We start from the raw sequence: 19,558 nt of genomic DNA on the forward strand, positions 1-19,558 counted from the left end.
TTGGAGGGCTGATATGAACGGTATACTTAATGTTGGGCTGGATGTAGGCTCAACAACGGTAAAAATGGTTGTCCTTAACGGAGAGGACAAAATTGTATATAAAAAGTATTTGCGACATTTTTCAGATATAAAAAGTACAGTCGGATCTTTATTTGAGGATGCCAAATCGGTTTTGGAGCGGCGTCTGCTGACCATCATGATCACAGGTTCCGGTGGGTTTGGTATTGCCCAGAAAATGGCGGTGCCTTTTATTCAGGAGGTTATGGCCAGCCTGGATGCGGTCAGGAGCAAGATTCCTTTTACTGATGTAGCTATTGAGCTTGGCGGTGAAGATGCCAAAATCACCTATTTCGGCGATTCGGTTGAACAGAGGATGAACGGGACCTGTGCCGGGGGAACAGGCGCTTTTATTGATCAGATGGCATCACTGCTGCAGACTGACCCGGCGGGGCTGAATGAACTGGCAAAAAGTCATCGCAATATTTACCCGATTGCATCAAGATGTGGTGTGTTTGCCAAGACAGATGTCCAGCCGCTGCTCAATGAAGGTGCGGCAAAAGAAGATATTGCGGCATCCATTCTGCAGGCGGTTGTTAACCAGACAATCAGCGGACTGGCCCAGGGAAGGCCAATTTCCGGCAATGTTGCTTTTCTGGGAGGGCCGCTCCATTTTATGTCGGAATTGAGGAAGCGGTTTAGTGATACCCTGAAGCTGACCAACAAAAGTGTTGTCTTCCCTGAAGATTCACAGTATTTTGTGGCCCTGGGAGCGGCTTTATCTTCCCGGAAGGAGCGGCCATTAGCCTTTGAATGTCTTTATGAGAGGTCTCCCATGATATCACTGCTTGACATGCAGGAAAGTGGGCACATGGAGCCGCTTTTTGCCAGTGATGAGGAATATCGTGAATTTGCTGACAGGCACTCCCGGCACAGGGTGAAGAGAGTTCCTCTGGAGAGCTGCCAGGGAGATGTTTTTTTAGGCATTGATGCCGGATCTACCACAACAAAGATTGCGCTCATCGACAACGAGGGGAACCTCTTGTATTCCCATTACGGGAGCAATAAGGGAAGCCCTCTGGAATCCACTATTGCAGCGCTGAAAAAGCTTTATAAACAATTGAATAAAGAGACCAACATCGTTTATTCTGCTGTTACGGGTTATGGTGAACACCTGATAAAGGCTGCCCTCAAAATTGATATAGGGGAGATTGAGACTGTAGCCCATTATAAGGCGGCAGAATTCTTTCTGCCGGGAGTAGACTTTGTCCTCGATATCGGCGGGCAGGATATGAAGAGCATGGTCATTCGTGACGGGGTTATTGATTCCATTATGTTAAATGAAGCGTGCTCCTCAGGGTGCGGCTCTTTCATCGAAAACTTTGCCAATTCATTGAAAATGGATGTAAAAGAATTTGTTGCCATGGGAGTCAGGGCGGAGAACCCTGTAGACCTGGGAACCCGCTGTACTGTTTTTATGAACTCCAAGGTAAAACAGGCCCAAAAGGAAGGGGCAGGTATAAGTGATATTTCTGCAGGAATATCCATTTCAGTTATCAAGAATGCCCTGTTTAAAGTTATCAGGCTGAGGAATGCAGATGACCTGGGCCGGAAGATTGTGGTCCAGGGAGGTACTTTTTACAATGAAGCTGTCCTCCGGGCAATGGAGAAGATTACCGGGGCTGAAGTTGTCCGCCCGGACATTGCGGGAATCATGGGGGCCTTCGGCGCTGCCCTGATTGCCAGGAACCGTTATGAAAAGGGATATGCTTCCGGCCTTCTTCACGCAGAGGAGCTGGAATCCTTCACAACAGATACATCAATGAGACGCTGCGGGTTATGTGGGAACAATTGCCTGGTTACGGTAAAGGCATTTTCCAACGGCAGTGAGTTTGTCTCAGGCAACAGGTGTGAACGCGGCGCCGGGAAAGAAAAGGTTGACAACAACATTCCCAATGTCTATGAATATAAATACAAAAGGCTTTTTAATTACAGGTCGCTGCCTGAGACGGAAGCTCACAGAGGGGTTATCGGAATTCCCAGGGCGCTGAATATTTACGAGGATTATCCGTTCTGGCATACCTTTTTTACAGAATTGGGATACCGGGTTGTGGTTTCAGGACGTTCCTCAAAGGATATCTACGAACTGGGGATGGAAACGATTCCATCCGAGTCAGCGTGTTATCCGGCCAAAATAACCCATGGCCACATTGCAGACCTGATTCTCAATAAAGGTGTCCGTAAAATATTTTACCCCTGCATACCGTATAACATAAAAGAGGACCCTGAAGCCAACAACATGTTTAACTGTCCCATAGTTACCTCATATCCGGAAACAATCAGCGCTAACATGGATGTAACCAGAGCAGGTGGAGTTACTTTTTATCATCCCTTCCTGCCTCTTGATATGCCGCCAAGGATGGTCAAACGGCTGATCGAAGAACTTGCTCCTGAAGGTATTCCCAGGAAAGAGCTTGAACAGGCAGTTGGCAAAGCATACCTTGAACTGGAACGGTACAAAGAAGATGTACGCAAAGAAGGGGAAGCAACCCTTAGGTATATAAAGGAAAACCATCTCAAGGGGATAGTGCTGGCAGGCAGGCCATATCACATCGACCCTGAAATAAATCACGGTATTCCGGGGATGATCAATTCCTATGGTTTTGCGGTCCTGTCCGAGGACTCCGTCAGGCACCTGGGCATAGTGGAACGACCGCTCAGGGTGGTTGACCAGTGGGTGTACCATTCCAGAATGTATGCTGCCGCTTCCTTTGTGGCCACACAGCCCGACATAGAGCTGATTCAGCTTAACTCTTTTGGCTGCGGCCTGGATGCAGTAACGACAGACCAGATAAAAGAAATTCTCGATAATCACGGAAAAATTTACACGTTATTAAAAATAGATGAAATAAATAACCTGGGCGCTGCCCGGATAAGGCTGCGTTCCCTGATTGCCGCTATCAGGGAAAGGGATAAAAGAAAGTTTGTGCCGGGAAAACGTGTCCAGTTACAACAAAGAGCTGTATTTACGGAAGAAATGAAAAAAACCCACACAATCCTGGCTCCCCAGATGTCACCGATACATTTCCAGTTCCTGAGGACCGGGTTTGAGCTTGCCGGATATAATGTTGAAGTTCTCCCATCAGTAGATAAATCGGCAATTGATGAGGGGCTGCGGTATGTTCATAATGATGCCTGTTACCCGGCAATTATTGTGGTCGGGCAGCTAATGAAGGCCTTGAGGTCAGGGGAATATGACCTGGACAGTACTTCTGTGATTATTACCCAGACCGGAGGGGGCTGCCGGGCTACCAACTATATTTCTTTTATTAAAAAGGCTTTAAGGGATGCCGGCATGGAGCGCGTTCCGGTACTGTCCCTTAATGCTTCCGGCATGGAAAAACATCCTGGTTTTAAAGTGACCCTGCCGATGCTGAATAAGCTTTTGATGGGGCTGATTTATGGAGACCTTTTTATGAGACTGCTTTACCGGGTAAGGCCATATGAAAAAATACCCGGTTCCGCCAACCGCCTGTACGAAAAGTGGGCTGCCAGATGCCAGGAATCACTGCGGAGCGGCGGGAGAAAACAGTTTAAGGAAAACATTTATAAAATTGTCGCCGATTTTGATAATTTTGAAATCTATGAGGATATGGTCAAGCCAAGGGTGGGAGTTGTCGGTGAAATCCTGGTCAAATTCCATCCTACTGCCAACAACAACATAGTAGAACTACTGGAAGCAGAAGGGGCGGAGGCGGTAGTCCCGGACCTGACAGATTTCCTGTTCTACAGTGCGTTTGACAGTAAAATTAAGTATCAGCAGCTGTCAGGAAGCTTCAAAAACATGGTTTCCGGCCAGGTATCCATCAAATTTATGGAGTATTTCAGAAAGGACATGAAAAAGGCCCTGGCTAAAAGCAGGCGTTTTCACCCACCCAAAACCATTGAAGAAATAGCCCGGTTCGCGGAAAAACATCTTTCACTGGCACATCAGACAGGTGAGGGGTGGTTCCTGACAGGTGAAATGGTTGAACTTATTCACAGCGGCGTACAAAATATTGTGTGCCTGCAGCCCTTTGCCTGTCTGCCAAACCATATTACCGGGAAAGGTATGATCAGGGAACTCAGGAGGTCATATCCCATGGCCAATATTGCCCCAATTGATTATGACCCAGGGGCCAGTGAAGTCAATCAGCTCAACCGGATTAAACTGATGCTGTCTGTTGCTGTAAAAAACATGGAATCAGGTACAGTAATGAGTACCGAAATAGGATAAAAAAACAGGCAGCTCCGCAACTTATGGGGTGCGTGTTCTAATTTGAAGTCATAAAGCAAGAAGCGGTAGATATTTTCCGGAAGGATGAGTCTGACGTCAGTCGGCCCACGAGCGCTTTGCGCGAGTGGCAAGCCGACTGAGTTGTCGGGGGACCCCCCAATCCGTCGAAACGGCGGCTTTCGAAGAGCCGGGGTTTCGGTAACGGATTGGGGGTCCATCCTGGAGGAATTTATCTACCGCTTCCTGGCCTTTATTGGTTAAATTTAGACAGGCAGCCCAATAAGTGAATTGGAGCCGCCTGTTTTTTTTATTTCTTCCTTCTGCGGGCTTCTCTTTCTGCCTTTTGTGCTGCTCTTCTTTCCTGTTCTTCTCTTTCTTGTTCGACAGTCCTCATAAAGATTCCTGACCCCAGCCAGGCCGAAACAGCGAATATCATCCAAAGTGCGTGGGTAAGCACCAACCCCTGGAGAATGAAGTTAACTCCAAAACCCAGGCCTACAGCAGGAATACTGATAAGAAGTGTGCGAATGACCCGTTCAAAACCTTTTTGGCGGGGAATAGGCCATATCTTGGCAAAGATGGCCCCGATAATGAGACCCAGGGTAACGGTGATTAATATCTGGGCGAGAACCAAAGGTGTGGGGAAGTCCCAACCCCAGATATAATGGCCTGCCAGGTAGAAAAGGTCAACGAAAAAGGAGATCCCCAGGGCCCTGCGTACAATCCATAAAATAATTGCGGAATTCAACTTATATCTCCCCCCAATTGCGATACCGGTAGTCATAGTTTCAACTCCCCCCTTTTTTAAGGAAGCCCCGGGGCGGTAACCTGGCCCCAGGGCTGTAAAGTACCTGTTATTGAACCATTGTTTTAGTGAGCCTGTGCTTCCCCTACGCCGGACGGTGTCCGTACGTCATTGACAAGCTGTTGAATTTCAAGCGGCGGCGGCGGGGTAAGCCGTGAGATTACGAAGGTCAGCACAAAGTTGAAGATCATGCCCACCATTCCGATACCCTGGGCGTTGACACCCATGAAATCGGTGAGTAGTGGGGCTTCGGTACCTAATACTTTCATTGACTGCATCATTACTATCATGGAGAGTGTAAACACAAGACCGACAATCATTCCCACGATAGCGCCTTCCTTGGTCGTTCTGGTATCAAAGATACCCAGGATAATAACCGGGAAGATACTAGCTGCCGCAAGACCGAAGGCGAAGGCCACCACCTCGGCAACGAATCCCGGCGGGTGAACACCGAACCAGGCGGCACAACATACGCCGACCAGTACCATGGCCCGACCTATCTTCATCCGCTGTGCTTCAGAGGCATCAGGCCTGAAGATACGGTAATAGAGGTCGTGGGATACCGCAGAGGACATCGCTATCAGCAGGCCTGACGCTGTCGAGAGGGCTGCTGCCAGACCGCCGGCGGCCACCAGGGCAACGATAAAGGGAGCCAGTTTGGCAACCTCAGGGGTTGAGAGAACGATCATATCATTGTCAATGGTAACTTCATTGGCAGGGTCTTTGGCATTGGTCATATTAATCATGCCGTCACCGTTTTTGTCTTCTAGCTTGAGCAGTCCTGCAGCTCCCCATTTCTCAACCCAGGAAATTTTCTGGACCTCGGCAAGGGGCTTGTTGGCAAGAGTATCAATCAGGTTGTACCTGGCAAAAACGCCGATTGCAGGAGCTGTGGTATACAGCAGGGCGATGAAGAGGAGGGCCCAGCCTGCTGAGTAACGGGCATCACGTACAGTTGGAACTGTATAGAACCGGATGATAACGTGAGGCAGTCCCGCAGTACCTACCATCAGTGAGAGGGTAATGGCAAACACGTTAAGTGCGCTCAGGTTGGTAAAGGGTTTGATGTATTCATTCATGCCCAGGGTTAACTGGAGGTCACTGAGGCGCTGGGCAATATCTGTAAAGGTCAGGCCAAGCTGAGGAATCGGGTTGCCGGTCAGCTTGAGGGAGATAGCGATAGCCGGGATTGCATAGGCACACATAAGTACGCCATACTGGGCAACCTGGGTGTAGGTAACCCCTTTCATACCACCGATAGTGGCGAAAAAGGCGACGATAACCGTACCTATAAGAACTCCGACGACAATGTCAACCTGCAGGTAACGGCTGAAAACGATACCAACACCGCGCATCTGGCCGGCAATGTAGGTCATGGATACAAACACGGTACATACGGCGGCAACGGCACGCGCGTACTTGGAGTAGTAACGGTCACCGATAAAGTCGGGAACTGTGTACCGGCCAAACTTACGCAGGTAAGGAGCCAGGAGCAGAGCCAGGAGCACATAGCCTCCGGTCCAGCCCATCAGATATACGGCTCCGTCATAACCGAGCACCGAGATACTACCGGCCATACCGATAAAGGAGGCAGCCGACATCCAGTCTGCAGCGGTGGCGGCGCCGTTGGCTAATGCGGAGACACCCCGACCGGCAACATAGAAACCGGCCGTTTCCTTAACCCGGGACATCCAGCCGACGTAAATGTACAGACTAAAAGTGATTATAACAAATATAATAGTCCAGGTTTCAACGCTCATCCTTATGCCCCCTTCTTCAATTTGACTTCTTGTACGTCAAATTCTTTGTCCATTTTGTCCATTTTCCAGCAGTAGAAGAATATCAGGCACACAAAAATGATGATAGAACCCTGCTGGGCAAACCAGAAGGAAAGCGGGACACCGCCCAACTTGATGTTATATAGAGGGTTAGCAAAGATAATTGCAGCACCGAGACTTACTGCTGCCCAGACAATCAGGCAGCCGATAATTAGGGTGAGGTTCTTTTTCCAGTAGACCTTTAAACGTTCTTCGTTCATACCCATCCTCCTTAATTTAGGTTCAAAAGTTAATAGGAATAACTCCAAATTCTAATTGTCAGGTTTTATTTACCTGATCTTTTTCTAAAGGTTTCTTCCGTAATCCTGAAAGCGAATTGAACTAACATTCCTCCCTTCCTAGGATTTATCTGTTGTTCTCTTATCCCCCCATGTCATCTTATCCAGGACAGAGCCTGAATCACCTCCTTTGGTTAATATGTCTGATGGTAATTCCTATTCTAATTGTAAGGGGTGTCGGGGAAATAATAATTAAAAAATCCTTTAGGAATCAAAAAAAGCATCCGTTTGGAGATATAATTCTTTTATTGGTTAAAGCATTTATTAGGGGCTGTTTTCAATAACTCCTTTGACTGCTTACCTGATGATAGAACCGTTGGCGGTTAATATAGACCGTCCACGCCGGTAAAATAGCAAAATTTCAGAAATTTTAGATATTAATGCCGAAGAGCCGAAAGCACTGCCAATGCCCTCAACAGTAAAGGCCCGAACCTTTTTGCAAGGTCCGGGCCTTTAAAAAACAGCAGATTATTGGCGAACGGTTAGGATTCTACTGTTATCACCTATTTCATTTTGATGGCACGATGGGGGCAGTAAGCAACACACTTTCCGCAGCCGACACACTTATCCCCGTCGATTTGGGGGACCTCAGCCTTAAAGAGCCAATGCGTTTTTTGGGTGATAGCCCCAAGGCCGCAGACTCTTTTGGCGGCACAGAACGGTGAATGGTCACACAGTTTTTCATTAAGTACAGCTTTTTTCTTCTTTGCCAATTCAAAAACCTCCATATAAGTAATATCAAATCAACAGTTTAGATCAAATCAACAATAGGCTGCTATCAAACCAAGTATAATTAAAACCATACAACATACCCTAGGGGGGTATACTCAGTATAGCAGAAAAAAGTTTCATTTACAAACCCGTTAAAAAATTATATAATAATTAAATAATAACAGAGACTCAAATTGTTTTTAGCTAGGGGTGCCCAAAAGGCTGAGAGGTTTTGTCAGAAACCAACCCTTGGAACCTGAATCCCGGATAATACCGGCGAAGGGAAGCTAGTGTTTTGTTAACAAAGCAGGCTTGCCATTTGGTAAGCCTGCAGCTGTTTTCAGCGAATAAATTAATAGGGTGATGGTAATTGTGCAGCTAAAAATTAATGGCAAGGTGACGGAAATAGAGCCTTTGCTGACTCTTGCCGGCCTCATGCAGACCCGCGGGATTAAGTCGGGGGCAGTGGTTGTCCAGTACAACGGGGATATTGTTGATAAGGGCTTTTGGACCGAAATTGTACTTAAAGAAAATGATGAATTGGAAATACTTCGTTTTGTAGGGGGGGGCTAATAATGGACATCTTAAAAATTGGAGGGCAGGAAATTCACAACCGGCTGTTTCTGGGCACAGGGAAATTTGCTTCAGATGCGCTCATTCCTGATGTGATCAAGGCTTCCGGGGTGCAGGTGGTGACTGTTGCTCTGCGCAGGGTTGATTTTGAAAACGAGCAGGATAATATGCTGAATTATATAGATAAGGAATGTGTTTTGATGCCCAATACCTCAGGGGCGCGGACCGCTGATGAGGCAGTCAGGATTGCCCGGATTGCCCGGGCTGCCGGATGTGGTAACTGGGTTAAAATTGAAGTCATAAAAGACAACAAATACCTGCTTCCTGATAATACTGAGACCCTGAAGGCAACCGAGATCCTTGCCCGTGAGGGGTTTGCGGTTTTCCCATACATGAGCCCGGACCTGATGGCAGCCCGTCAGATGAGGGATGCCGGGGCTGCAGCTATTATGCCCCTGGGTTCGCCCATAGGTTCCAACAGGGGATTGCAAACCCGGGAACTGGTGCGGATACTTATTGATGAAATTGACCTTCCGATAATTGTTGACGCTGGGATTGGCCGGCCTTCGGAGGCCGCAGAAGCAATGGAAATGGGCGCTGCTGCAGTGCTGGTGAATACCGCAATTGCGGTGGCTGATGATCCTGTATCTATGGCTGCAGCCTTCAGTATGGCAGTAAAGGCGGGCCGTCAGGGTTACTTGGCTGGACCTGGGGCTGCAAAGCTGTATGCAGAGGCTTCATCGCCTCTGACCGGGTTCCTGCGGGATTTTGAATAACAAATGAAAAGAAAGTTTATGTCTGATAAATTATTGAAATTGATTGGAATGATTACAGATGGGCTTTTATGAAATATATAATGAAATTAAAGATACAGACTTTGCCGGATTGCTTAAAGAGGTGACAGTTCAGCAAGCAGAGAGGGTAATCGGGGAAAACACGGTTAGTGATACCGGGTTTCTGCGGCTGTTGTCTCCGGCTGCCGGCGAAAGGCTGGAGCCTATGGCCCGGAAGGCACATCACCTGACCTTAAAGAATTTTGGCCGGGTAATCGGCCTGTATACACCGATGTATCTTTCGGACTTTTGTACCAACGAATGTGTTTACTGTGGCTTTAATACCAAAAACCCTATGCGCCGCAGGACTCTAAGTGTTGCAGAGGTTGAACGGGAAGGCCGGATGATTGCCGGAACGGGATTGAGACACCTGCTTATCCTCACGGGAGAAGCGCCGCGCCAGGCATCTGTGGAATACCTGGCCGAGTGTACCGGGAGATTGCGGAAGTACTTCTCCTCAGTTTCTATTGAAGTATATCCCATGGAAACAGCAGGATATCAGACCCTTGTTGCCGCAGGGGTTGATGGAATGACTGTTTACCAGGAGGTATATGACCCGGAAATTTATGACCGGCTCCACATTAAAGGGCCTAAGAAAAACTATCTCTTCAGGCTTGATGCACCGGAGCGGGCTTGTCAGGCCGGCATGCGGACTGTCAACCTGGGGGCATTGCTGGGGCTTGCAGACTGGAGAAGCGAGGTTTTTGCCCTTGGGCTTCATGCAAAATACCTTCAGGATAAATACCCCGATACCGAAATCAGTGTGTCATTTCCACGCATCAGGCCCGCAGCCGGACAATTCCGGCCTGCGGTAGAGGTAACTGACCGGGCACTGGTTCAGATGATATTAGCGATAAGGCTGTTTTTGCCCCGGGCGGGGATTACCCTTTCTACAAGAGAAAACTCCGATTTTCGGGACAACCTCATCAGGCTTGGGGTAACCAAAATGTCTGCCGGTTCCTGCACTGAAGTGGGAGGGCGGCTGGATGGGGATGGCCATGAAGGTCAGTTTGAAATTTCCGATACGCGTTCTGTGGCCGAAATGAAGGCTGCTATTTTACAACACGGATACCAACCTGTCTCCAAAGACTGGCTGATAATATAAGACCGGCTGATAAATTGAGTTGAGTATAAGTGGTCAGCAATCAATGTAATGGGACTGTTTTTCGGCGGCTGCAGCCGTTTGTGGGGCAGACCTGTTTTTTTTAGAATTTTCGAACCGTTTTCAGGGGATATGGTGTCTAATAGATAGACAGCAGTCAGGTGGTGTGGCAATGGATATAACAGGACTGGTAAAAATGGCCCGGGCCGGAGACGAACAGGCTTATGCCAGGCTTATAGAAATGAAGCGGGAGAATCTCTACAGGATTGCTTTAGCATATGTGGGCAATGAAGCTGACTGCCAGGATATGCTTCAGGAGGCCTATTTAAAGGCATACTTGTCTTTAAATAAGCTTAAGAACCCTGAATTTTTCTTTACTTGGCTGACCAGAATTCTGATAAATCTATGCTGCAGCCAGTTAAAAAGAAGGTATAAATTTGTCAGATTAGATGGAGGGCAGCCCGCAGGAAGTTATGTTGACCCGAATTTCATTTTGGCTGAAGCCAAGGCTGATATAACCGGTATGCTTGATTCCCTTGATGAAAAGTACCGCCAAGTGCTAATTTTAAAGTACTTGGGAGAATATACCCTTGTTGAAATCAGTGAAATACTGAAATGTCCCCTGGGTACGGTCAAATCGCGTTTAAACTACGGGCTCAGGGAACTCCGGGAAAAAGCTGAAAGGAGGGCTGGCTGTGATTGATTGCAGGTCAGTGCAAAATTTGCTGCCGGAATATGCTTTGGCAGAACTGGATGATGAAACAACACAACGTATTTGCCGGCACCTGCGGGAATGTCCGGAATGCAATCAGGAGAAGGAGCGGCTCCGGGAGTTGTATGGTTTCGGTAACGTTTTTTTCGGGCAAATGAAAGAGGGTATCCCAATTCCGGCAGGCGCTGGATACCTAAAACTGCCGGAATACAGGAGACGGGGGCTCCGGCTGCCCGTGTTCCGGGAAGTTTTTGGCCTGAAATATGCTGCAGCCTGTGCCGTTGTGGTAATCCTCTTTTTCAGCACATATATTTCCCCGACCGCAGCCTATTATGCCTCCAAAATTCCCGTCCTTGGCCAGGTATTCACTACTGTGGATGAAGGGGCCCTGGTGGCACATGAAGAGGGTTTTGGGCAGCGGGTGGGAAAAACCAGGACCATTAACGGGGCCGCTTTTATGGTGGATGAAGTTATCATTGACCAGGCCAGAACCCTGCTGTTATTCCGGATAAAACTGCCGGAGTATGTTGAATTTGATGGCGGGATGCCGGAAGATGTTGTCCTGGAAGACCAGTTTGGCTATTCATACCGGTTCAGCGGTGCTTCGGCTGAAGCCTCCACAGAAAAAAAAGAGATTTCAGGTGTTCTGGAATTCCCGCCGCTGAAGACCTGGGCCAGGAAACTGACCTTCCGGACAACGGCGCTTAATATACACAGAGACAAAGAACAACATTATATTTTGGGAAACTGGGAATTTGATTTCGCAGTTGACCCTCTGCTTGCCAAAAGGGTAACCAGAGAGATCAAAATTGACCGGGAGTTTTCTGTTGACGGGGTGGATATTCACTTTACCAAGGCAGTCCTTGCTCCCAGCCAGACTGCAGTATTTTATGAGTATAAATCTAAAGAGCCTGATAGGGCCGGCAGGGAATGGAGGCATCGCGAAGAGTTGCTGCGCCAGGTTAAACTGATTGATGATTCCGGCAGGGAATACAGCCGCCTGGGGGGAGGGGGAGGAACTTCCTCTGCTTTGGGGAAAATTACCGGTAATGGAGTGTTAAACTTCAGCCCGGTCCTGTTTTCTGATGCCGGTCGGCTTAACCTGGAAGGAGCCGGGTTTGCAGTAGATAAATCCGGTATGGAAGTGCTTGTGCCTCTGGACCTTAAAGTTGAATACCCTATGAAACATGAGTTTTTGGACGGCACTGTGACCATTGACAGCGCCGCTGCTGCCGACGGGCAGTTGAAGGTTCGTATCCTCACAGGTGACGGAGCCGTAAACAGCGTTTATTCGGTGTTTTTAACAGATACCGCCGGAAAACAATATAACGCCGTGAGTATGAGTTTTGTCGACAAGGTCAGGATTGGGACCGGTGACCGGGTTCAAACAGGGATGGTACAGGAAATCGTTTTCAATACCCCTGCTGCAGACCCAGCGGGTAGGTTTACCATGGTCATCCGGGAGGCAAACATTAATATAGACAGCACATGGAGAGTTGCTATTCCTTTGGGACGGGAGGGGGAGAGATGAAAAAAAGACTGTTGATTATAGTCCTGGCTGTGCTTGCCTTGGGCTTTATGCTGCAGTTGCTGCCTGCCTCGAATATTGCTTTACAGACAGTTGACGCGGAAACCCGTCGGGAGTTTTTACAGAAAATAAACCGCACTGTCAAGGCTGAAGGGCTAGAGATAACGGTCACGGAAGTATTTCTTGACCTTAATACCATATATGTCAACGGCACTGTCAGGGGTAAAGAAAAAATTGTTGCCCTGGAAGTAACCGACAAGAATGACCCCGAAGCAGCTGATAAAGTCAACGATAGCGGGCAGCAGCCAAAAGCGCTGCCGGGTACGGAACTGGAGTGGGGAATGCACGGGCTTTGGTCGGGCGGGAAGTGGTGGCATCCGGCGGGTGACAGATTTTCTGTCAGGTTTCCCCATGGCCTTGACCTGAGTCAGCCGGGATTTAATATGGTGTTTTATACTTCGCCAGGTGAGAAGGTAGTTTTGGAGATACCGGTTAAAGAAAACCTTAAGGATAAAGTAAAGGTGGTTCCGGTTAACTGGAAGGCAGACCTTGAGGGGAAGCGGCTGGAGATCCGGGAAATCAGTTTTGGGCTGACCTATACGGCTGTCCAATACCAAACCCGGTCAAGTTTTGCATGGCGGGACATGGAATTCACCCTTACTGATTTAACGACAGGGAAAACCTACCGGAGCGCATTTGGCTCTCTGAGCGGAGATGGGGAAGAATATACCGGGGAGGCAGCATTTGAGGACCCCGTACCACTGCCGGAAGGCCCTGTTGAGCTTAAGGTCCGCAGCAAGGAAGGTACTGTTAAAAAGCAGATCAGTGTGTTGACACTTCCCATACCTAAAGGCAGGGGATTCTTGGGTGATTAAACCTCCCCTCCATAGGAATATTATACCATACAAAACCTATGTTCGGGGAAAATATGTTCGCCTTTAAAATAATATAGCAACTTTCGGGGCATCGACCCTCGGTCACTGTGCCTTATATCCCCATGGCTAAAGCTAGGGGCTTTACGGCGCTTATGGTAACTATTAGCAGGGTACACAACCAAATTAGCAGGGGGCAATGACACATGTGTGAAGAACATACGGTTAGGGAACCGTTTTGGATGAAAAAGCTGATGCTGCTTGCCTACGGGAAATGGGTAGATGACACTCTGGATTATTACCTCTTTTTGGGGAGAATGACCAGGGTTCCTTTGATCGGCAGGGTGGTGCATTTTTTTGCGGAACAATACGGCAAATATATGCACGGAGGCAGGGCGGCAACGGCAGATGAATGTATCGGGGTGCTGGCAGGGGCACGACAGATTGCTATTATGGACTGTTCCTGCAGGGTTAAATACGACAATTGTGATAAACCGATCAGGACCTGTATCGCCATAAATACCGGGGCTGAAGTCCTGGGCAGCCTAAGAAAAGAGCAGCTTGTTTCGATAGAGGAAGCAGTGCGGATTGTAAGGGAAGCACCGGACCATGGTCTGATAAGGTCAATCACCCATTGTGTGTTACCTGACCAATACGTTATCTGCAACTGCTGTACCTGCTGCTGTGTGCCTTACAGGCTAAGAAGCGAGTATGGCATCAGAAGCGCCGTGGAGGATGGGTTTTATGCGGCTCAAATCAATACCGGAAGCTGCCTCAAATGCGGCAGGTGTCTGGATAAGTGTCCCCAAGACGCCATTGATATTGATCAGGGAACAATTGATGCGGCGAAGTGCCTTGGCTGTGGAAACTGTTTTGACAACTGCCCCCACAACGCGATACAAATGGTGGTGCGGGAGGACCGGAAACCTGTGATGCTGCCCGGCAGAGCCGCAAGATTCCTGATGTATACCGTCTTTCTGGCAGTAATCCTGCCCCTGGCTGGGGGGTATAAACTACTGCATACATCGAAGGGGAAACTATCCAAATAACCTGATAGATTATGATATTTAAATTTAAAGCAAGGAGTATAATTTTCCTCCAGGGCGTCCAACGGTGTCCTGGAGGTTTTTTCCTGCTTTTTTAGCCGTTTGGCGGCAATAAATGAGCAGGGGAAAATACATAGATGGACTCTTTAAGGGAAACCATATTTTATAAGAGGGTTTCATGGGAGTGTGCTAATGGACAAACATCGTTTGCTGGAGAAGCTTAACTGGTTTTATTCCCTGGAAATTAATCAGGTGGATATGTACCGGAAGCAGAGCAAAAAGACTGAAGACCCGCATCTTGCCAGGGCGCTCAACAAATTTGCCGAGATTGAACAGGGTCATGTCGAAAATATTTGCAGCACAATTGAGCGGCTGGGGGCCAACCCATCTTTTTTATGGGAAATTGCCGGGGAGATATCCGGCGCTGTTACAGGCACCCTTTCAAGTCTTCCGACCCGTGAAGAGACATTAAGGTTTAATATTGCCCTGGAGACAAAGGCAATATCCGATTATAAGGCGTTAATGAGATTGGTTGGTGATGATGACATCAGGGAGACCCTTTGGAGCAATATGATTGATGAGGAACTGCATACATCGTGGATGAATGCTGAATTGATGAAAATGAAAGGAGAAGGTCATTGATGCGGGAGTTTAAACTTAGTAGGTTATTAGTAGTTTCTTTGCTGGTGTTGACGGTTTTTTCGGGAGGATTAATATATTCCCGGACTATTTCAGCCCAGACTCCAAAGCTGAACTGGGGTTCCTCCGGAGCTGATGTTTCCAAGGTCCAGACAAAACTCAGGGACTGGGGTTATTACAAAGGGGCGGTTGACGGGGTATACGGCGGTGGTACTGTAAATGCGGTAAAAAAATTTCAGGCCAAAAACGGCCTGGCTGCAGACGGGATAGTTGGTCCTGCCACATGGGAAGCCCTGGGGTTTACTGTAAGCCGTCCAGACGGATACCAGCCTTCAAGGGGTATTTCCGCCAGGGATGATATATATCTCCTGGCAAGGGTAGTCAACGGGGAAGCGGCAAATGAACCACACCTCGGAAAAGTTGCGGTGGCAGCAGTGATTTTAAACAGGGTCGAAAGCGATAAGTTTCCCAATACTCTGGCAGGGGTTATTTACCAGCCACATGCCTTTGAATCCATAACCAATGGAATAGCCAATGCGCAGCCCTCCCAGGATTCGGTCAAGGCTGCTCAGGATGCCATGAATGGATGGGATCCTTCTCAGGGGGCATTGTTTTTTTGGAATCCCGCGAAACCCGTGAGCAGTTGGATATGGTCAAGGCCCATTATAACCGAAATAGGAGGTCATGTGTTCGCCAGGTAAAGCCAGGAGTTAAGGTTTAGCGCCTAAGGCTGTCAATAATTTGAGTTAGAAAGGGGACTTTTACTTTGAGGAAATGGTGGATGATTCCTGCCCTGGCTGCTGTGCTGGCCATAGGCGGGCTGGCATACTGGGGATACGGATTAGCTCAGGACAGGGACCAGATTGTCACTTATATGAACAACAATAACCAAAGGGCGTTCTACCAGTTGGTGGACCATGTGGAAAATATGGAGGTCATGCTTTCCAAGGGCCTGGTCTCAAACTCACCCTCACAGCGGATGATGATTTTTTCCGATGTTTGGCAGGAATCCTATGCAGCCAGGGAAACCCTGGCACAGATACCGGTCACAGGACCCAGCCTGACCCGAACCTCTACCTTCCTTACCCAGACCGGAGATTATGTCTGGTCACTGGCCAAGAGATTTGTCAGGGGTGATGAGATCAAGGCTGAAGAAATCGACAAACTGAACAGGCTGCATACTGAAGCCGGGTATCTTGCCGCTGAGTTGGAGAACATAGAGAAAATGGCTGCTGACAGGAGGCTTACCTGGGGGGAAATCAAGTCAAAGTCTGAAGATATGGGCCAAGATGTCAATGTTCCCAGGGGACTTGAAAATATTAACCGGAAAATGGAGGACTTTCCCACCTTGATTTATGACGGTCCATTTTCAGACCACATTATCAATAGAAAGCCCCAGAGTCTTACCGGCAGCGCAGTCAGCAGGGATCAGGCCGGGACCGCTGCCCGGAGATTCGTGGAGACAGGGACTTCCAAAAAATTCAGGGTGGTAAATACTGAAGAGGTTAATGGCATCATTCCTGCCTACAGGATTTATCTGGCTTCACAGCGGCAGGTAAAACCATCGGTAACGGTTGATATATCCAAAAAAGGCGGACATACGCTGTTTATGCTGAACAACAGAGTGGTTAACAAGGCCGCGACATCTTCCGATAAGGCTGTTTCACTGGCCCGGAGTTTTCTGGAAAAGCGGAATATAGATAATATGGCGCCGACATACTTTATTGAACAGCAAAATACGGGAATAGTTATTTTTGAATATGAACAGGACGGGATACTGATTTACCCCGACCTGATGAAAGTAAAAGTCGCTCTGGATACCGGAGAAATAGTCGGCTTCGAAGGCACCGGGTTTCTGATGAATCACCAAAACAGGCAGCTTCCCAAACCGAAATTGAGTGAGCGGGAAGCCCTATCAAAAGTAAATCCTGACCTGAAAATAAGTTCCAAAAGGCTGGCGGTGATTCCCCGGGAAAACCTGGAGGAAGTGCTGGTATATGAATTCAAGGGCACCCTCGAGGAAGACAGCTTCATTATTTACATTAATGCTATGACAGGTGATGAGGAGCAAATACTCAAAGTCATTGAAACCAATGGTGGACCAATGATGATGTAATACAGTGAAAAGGCCATAGGACGAGGATTCATAGGTATTTGGGGGGTATTGGGCGTGGGTTCAGGTTCATCCGGTGTTTCGCGCGCATAACCCCTCTTAGCATTTTTGCCTTTCCCAAAAAAACAAGCTATAATTGTACTATCCCAACAAGGGCTTAATTTTAAATTTTAGCGGCTTGAGATGGTGAAGTAGTTCCGGGCAGTAGGTGTAAATGCGAGCAGGTATATGCTTTGACTGGAGCGGATATCTGTAAGTGTTTAGATATAACAGTGATAACACCCTAAGTCGAAATTGTTACCGGTTCACCGAACCCGGAATCGAAAAATCAGCTAAAACCTGAGAGCTGGGGCTTTTTTTAGTTCTGAATAAACAGGGCTAAAGATAGATCATGCAAATGGTCTGGGGTGAGTCGGTGAGGCGAAACCTGGGCACTCTAACTCTCTTCTATTAATAGAAGAGAGTCAGAGTGCCCATTTTTATTTTTTATGAAAAGGAGGGATAAATGGCGCCCGCTCTCGGAAATAGCCGAGCCACAGCGGAGGGGAAAACACATAAAAATGAAAAAGGAGGAGAATAAACAAAATGTTTAAAAGGTATTTCAGATATATCTGCCTGGCCTTGCTGGTTGTGATGACAGGGGTTCTGGCGGCAGGATGCAGTGATGACGGGATTAAAATAGGAGTTGTTACCGGGACAACTTTTGAGCAGGAAGCAAACAAATTTTCCAAGGTGGATGAGGTTAAATTATATAAGGATGATAACTTTACCCTTCAGGAACTGTCCAGCGGCAGGATTGACGGTGTGATTACGGACAAGCTGGTCGGGCTGACAGGGATCAAAGAGGGAGGCTATGACAACCTTAAACTGGCGGGTGACCTGCTCTATACCGAAACTATCGGGGTAGCTGTCAGAAAAGAGGATGATTCCCTAAGGCAGGCAATTAATGAAGCCCTTGGAGAAATGATAGCTGACGGTACTTATGCAGAAATAAGCAAAAAATATTTTGGCCGTGATATTATGGAAGGTATCGAATATAAAGAGACTTTTCCTGATGAAGAAAGCGCTGCAGACGACAGCCTGGACAGAGTAAAAGAGGCAGGGAAGCTGCAGTTTGCTATGAGCGGTGGCTATCCCCCATTCAACTATTTTACTGAAAATGATGAACTGACAGGTTTTGATGTTGAGGTCGGGAAAGAAGTTGCCAAGAGGCTTGGGGTCGAGTATGAGCCGGTAACCACAGACTGGAGCGGGATTCTTGAGGGTCTCAGGGCCGGTCGTTATGACGGTATTTTCGGCAGTATGGCAATTACCGATGAGAGACTGGAGGTTGTTGACTTTACCGATCCTTATTATTATTCTGGGGCACAGTTGATAGTCCGGGAGGATTCAACCATTACCGGGCCAGAGAACCTGAAATAGAGATTCCGGGGTGCACAGCTTGGGTGCTGTGCACCCGGTTTTTGTCTGGCGCAGGAACTCTGTTGATTGAAGGTATAAGTGGTGAGCTTCAAATAGGAGGTAGTGCTTTTTGGTATATGATTTTAGCATAGTAGTAGAAAAGTTTCCGATTTTTATCCCGGCAGCAGTGCAGACTCTTAAAATTACGGCGACATCAATTGTTTTTGGGGTTATTTTAGGTTTGGTTGTTGCTCTTGGCAGGATTTCAAAGTCAAGACTCTTTTACTACCCGGCCACTTTGTATATTACAGTTATCAGGGGAACACCTATTCTTCTACAGCTGTTTATCGTATATTTCGGTCTGTCTGAGATTGTCAGGCTGGACCCCTTTCCTTCTGCGGTAATTGCCTTCGGAACCCATAATGGTGCATATATAGCGGAAATATTCCGCGGGGCCATCAAGTCCATTGATATCGGGCAGATGGAAGCAGCGCGCTCACTTGGGATGACACAATTTCAGGCTATGCGGCGCATCATCCTGCCTCAGGCTTTGAAACGAGCGATTCCGCCTCTGGGAAACCAGTTTATTATTGCTACCAAGGACTCTTCACTGGCCAGCGCCATTTCGGTCAGGGAGCTGCTGCTTAAATCTCAGCAGCTAGGCTCGTCTACCTATCGGTTTATGGAGTATTTTATTATTGCCGGAATTTATTATCTCATTATCACAACTATACTGGGGTATCTGGTACACAGGCTGGAACGCAGGCTGGCTGTAAGTGACCGTCTGTAAACCGGTGCAGTGGTATGAACGGAGTGTGGCCGATGAATAAGATG

At 47.9% G+C, this 19,558-nt stretch carries 17 protein-coding genes and 1 riboswitch; of the genes, 13 read left to right on the forward strand and 4 right to left on the reverse strand.

The features are described from left to right. The first annotated feature begins 13 nt into the window (after window positions 1–13). On the forward strand, window positions 14–4,273 hold the full coding sequence (locus tag Ga0451573_RS11010) for a 2-hydroxyacyl-CoA dehydratase (protein ID WP_231684163.1): 4,260 nt from the start codon (window positions 14–16) through the stop codon (window positions 4,271–4,273). Between the two features lie 307 nt (window positions 4,274–4,580). Here the strand turns inward: Ga0451573_RS11010 and Ga0451573_RS11015 are convergent, their stop codons facing one another. The 4 genes from Ga0451573_RS11015 to Ga0451573_RS11030 form a co-directional block, all read right to left on the reverse strand. Then, window positions 4,581–5,057 (reverse strand): hypothetical protein, encoded by a 477-nt coding sequence (locus Ga0451573_RS11015; RefSeq protein WP_231684165.1) that lies wholly within the window; start codon window positions 5,055–5,057, stop codon window positions 4,581–4,583. Window positions 5,058–5,143: 86 nt separating this feature from the next. Beyond that, window positions 5,144–6,838 (reverse strand): sodium:solute symporter family protein, encoded by a 1,695-nt coding sequence (locus tag Ga0451573_RS11020; protein ID WP_231684166.1) that lies wholly within the window; start codon window positions 6,836–6,838, stop codon window positions 5,144–5,146. 2 nt (window positions 6,839–6,840) lie between these two features. Then, entirely contained in the window at window positions 6,841–7,116 is a 276-nt protein-coding gene (locus Ga0451573_RS11025; RefSeq protein ID WP_231684167.1) for a DUF4212 domain-containing protein, read from the reverse strand. Between the two features lie 581 nt (window positions 7,117–7,697). Continuing rightward, window positions 7,698–7,907 carry an ATP-binding protein gene (locus Ga0451573_RS11030; RefSeq protein ID WP_231684169.1) on the reverse strand — a complete coding sequence of 70 codons (210 nt, stop codon included), beginning with the start codon at window positions 7,905–7,907 and terminating at the stop codon, window positions 7,698–7,700. Window positions 7,908–8,101: 194 nt separating this feature from the next. After that, window positions 8,102–8,207: riboswitch (TPP riboswitch) on the forward strand. Window positions 8,208–8,268: 61 nt separating this feature from the next. Between Ga0451573_RS11030 and thiS the strand changes: the two genes are divergently transcribed. From thiS to Ga0451573_RS11090, 12 genes are all read left to right on the forward strand, one after another. Continuing rightward, a complete protein-coding gene (gene thiS / locus Ga0451573_RS11035) occupies window positions 8,269–8,478 on the forward strand; it encodes a sulfur carrier protein ThiS (protein ID WP_231684171.1) in 210 nt (69 codons plus the stop codon). A 2-nt stretch (window positions 8,479–8,480) separates the two neighbouring features. Further along, a complete protein-coding gene (locus tag Ga0451573_RS11040; protein WP_269438236.1) occupies window positions 8,481–9,254 on the forward strand; it encodes a thiazole synthase in 774 nt (257 codons plus the stop codon). A 58-nt stretch (window positions 9,255–9,312) separates the two neighbouring features. Beyond that, window positions 9,313–10,416, forward strand: a complete 1,104-nt coding sequence (thiH, locus tag Ga0451573_RS11045; protein ID WP_231684173.1) for a 2-iminoacetate synthase ThiH — start codon at window positions 9,313–9,315, stop codon at window positions 10,414–10,416. Window positions 10,417–10,585: 169 nt separating this feature from the next. Next, window positions 10,586–11,116 (forward strand): RNA polymerase sigma factor, encoded by a 531-nt coding sequence (locus Ga0451573_RS11050; protein ID WP_231684175.1) that lies wholly within the window; start codon window positions 10,586–10,588, stop codon window positions 11,114–11,116. Then, entirely contained in the window at window positions 11,109–12,656 is a 1,548-nt protein-coding gene (locus tag Ga0451573_RS11055; RefSeq protein ID WP_231684177.1) for a DUF4179 domain-containing protein, read from the forward strand. The genes Ga0451573_RS11050 and Ga0451573_RS11055 overlap by 8 nt, the downstream gene beginning before the upstream one ends. Then, window positions 12,653–13,528 (forward strand): hypothetical protein, encoded by an 876-nt coding sequence (locus Ga0451573_RS11060; protein WP_231684178.1) that lies wholly within the window; start codon window positions 12,653–12,655, stop codon window positions 13,526–13,528. The genes Ga0451573_RS11055 and Ga0451573_RS11060 overlap by 4 nt, the downstream gene beginning before the upstream one ends. A 203-nt stretch (window positions 13,529–13,731) precedes the next feature. Next, on the forward strand, window positions 13,732–14,574 hold the full coding sequence (locus tag Ga0451573_RS11065; RefSeq protein ID WP_231684179.1) for a 4Fe-4S binding protein: 843 nt from the start codon (window positions 13,732–13,734) through the stop codon (window positions 14,572–14,574). A 189-nt stretch (window positions 14,575–14,763) separates the two neighbouring features. Continuing rightward, window positions 14,764–15,213, forward strand: coding sequence for a DUF892 family protein (locus tag Ga0451573_RS11070; RefSeq protein WP_231684180.1), 450 nt, complete (start codon window positions 14,764–14,766; stop codon window positions 15,211–15,213). After that, entirely contained in the window at window positions 15,213–15,911 is a 699-nt protein-coding gene (gene sleB, locus Ga0451573_RS11075) for a spore cortex-lytic enzyme (protein WP_231684182.1), read from the forward strand. Before Ga0451573_RS11070 ends, sleB begins: the two co-directional genes overlap by 1 nt. 65 nt (window positions 15,912–15,976) lie before the next feature. Further along, window positions 15,977–17,326, forward strand: a complete 1,350-nt coding sequence (gene ypeB, locus Ga0451573_RS11080) for a germination protein YpeB (RefSeq protein ID WP_231684184.1) — start codon at window positions 15,977–15,979, stop codon at window positions 17,324–17,326. A gap of 582 nt (window positions 17,327–17,908) precedes the next feature. After that, entirely contained in the window at window positions 17,909–18,745 is an 837-nt protein-coding gene (locus Ga0451573_RS11085) for a transporter substrate-binding domain-containing protein (protein WP_231684185.1), read from the forward strand. Between the two features lie 109 nt (window positions 18,746–18,854). Next, on the forward strand, window positions 18,855–19,514 hold the full coding sequence (locus Ga0451573_RS11090) for an amino acid ABC transporter permease (RefSeq protein WP_231684187.1): 660 nt from the start codon (window positions 18,855–18,857) through the stop codon (window positions 19,512–19,514). The last annotated feature ends 44 nt before the right edge of the window (window positions 19,515–19,558 follow it).

This window comes from Phosphitispora fastidiosa (assembly GCF_019008365.1).
GTDB classification, from domain to species: domain Bacteria; phylum Bacillota; class Thermincolia; order Thermincolales; family UBA2595; genus Phosphitispora; species Phosphitispora fastidiosa.

Coding starts and splice junctions, on each gene's coding strand:
- Ga0451573_RS11010 (WP_231684163.1), top strand. CDS start 14: ATGAACGGTATACTTAATGTTGGGCTGGATGTAGGCTCAACAACGGTA.
- Ga0451573_RS11015 (WP_231684165.1), bottom strand. CDS start 5,057: ATGACTACCGGTATCGCAATTGGGGGGAGATATAAGTTGAATTCCGCA.
- Ga0451573_RS11020 (WP_231684166.1), bottom strand. CDS start 6,838: ATGAGCGTTGAAACCTGGACTATTATATTTGTTATAATCACTTTTAGT.
- Ga0451573_RS11025 (WP_231684167.1), bottom strand. CDS start 7,116: ATGAACGAAGAACGTTTAAAGGTCTACTGGAAAAAGAACCTCACCCTA.
- thiS (WP_231684171.1), top strand. CDS start 8,269: ATGGTAATTGTGCAGCTAAAAATTAATGGCAAGGTGACGGAAATAGAG.
- Ga0451573_RS11040 (WP_269438236.1), top strand. CDS start 8,481: ATGGACATCTTAAAAATTGGAGGGCAGGAAATTCACAACCGGCTGTTT.
- thiH (WP_231684173.1), top strand. CDS start 9,313: ATGGGCTTTTATGAAATATATAATGAAATTAAAGATACAGACTTTGCC.
- Ga0451573_RS11050 (WP_231684175.1), top strand. CDS start 10,586: ATGGATATAACAGGACTGGTAAAAATGGCCCGGGCCGGAGACGAACAG.
- Ga0451573_RS11060 (WP_231684178.1), top strand. CDS start 12,653: ATGAAAAAAAGACTGTTGATTATAGTCCTGGCTGTGCTTGCCTTGGGC.
- Ga0451573_RS11065 (WP_231684179.1), top strand. CDS start 13,732: ATGTGTGAAGAACATACGGTTAGGGAACCGTTTTGGATGAAAAAGCTG.
- Ga0451573_RS11070 (WP_231684180.1), top strand. CDS start 14,764: ATGGACAAACATCGTTTGCTGGAGAAGCTTAACTGGTTTTATTCCCTG.
- sleB (WP_231684182.1), top strand. CDS start 15,213: ATGCGGGAGTTTAAACTTAGTAGGTTATTAGTAGTTTCTTTGCTGGTG.
- Ga0451573_RS11085 (WP_231684185.1), top strand. CDS start 17,909: ATGTTTAAAAGGTATTTCAGATATATCTGCCTGGCCTTGCTGGTTGTG.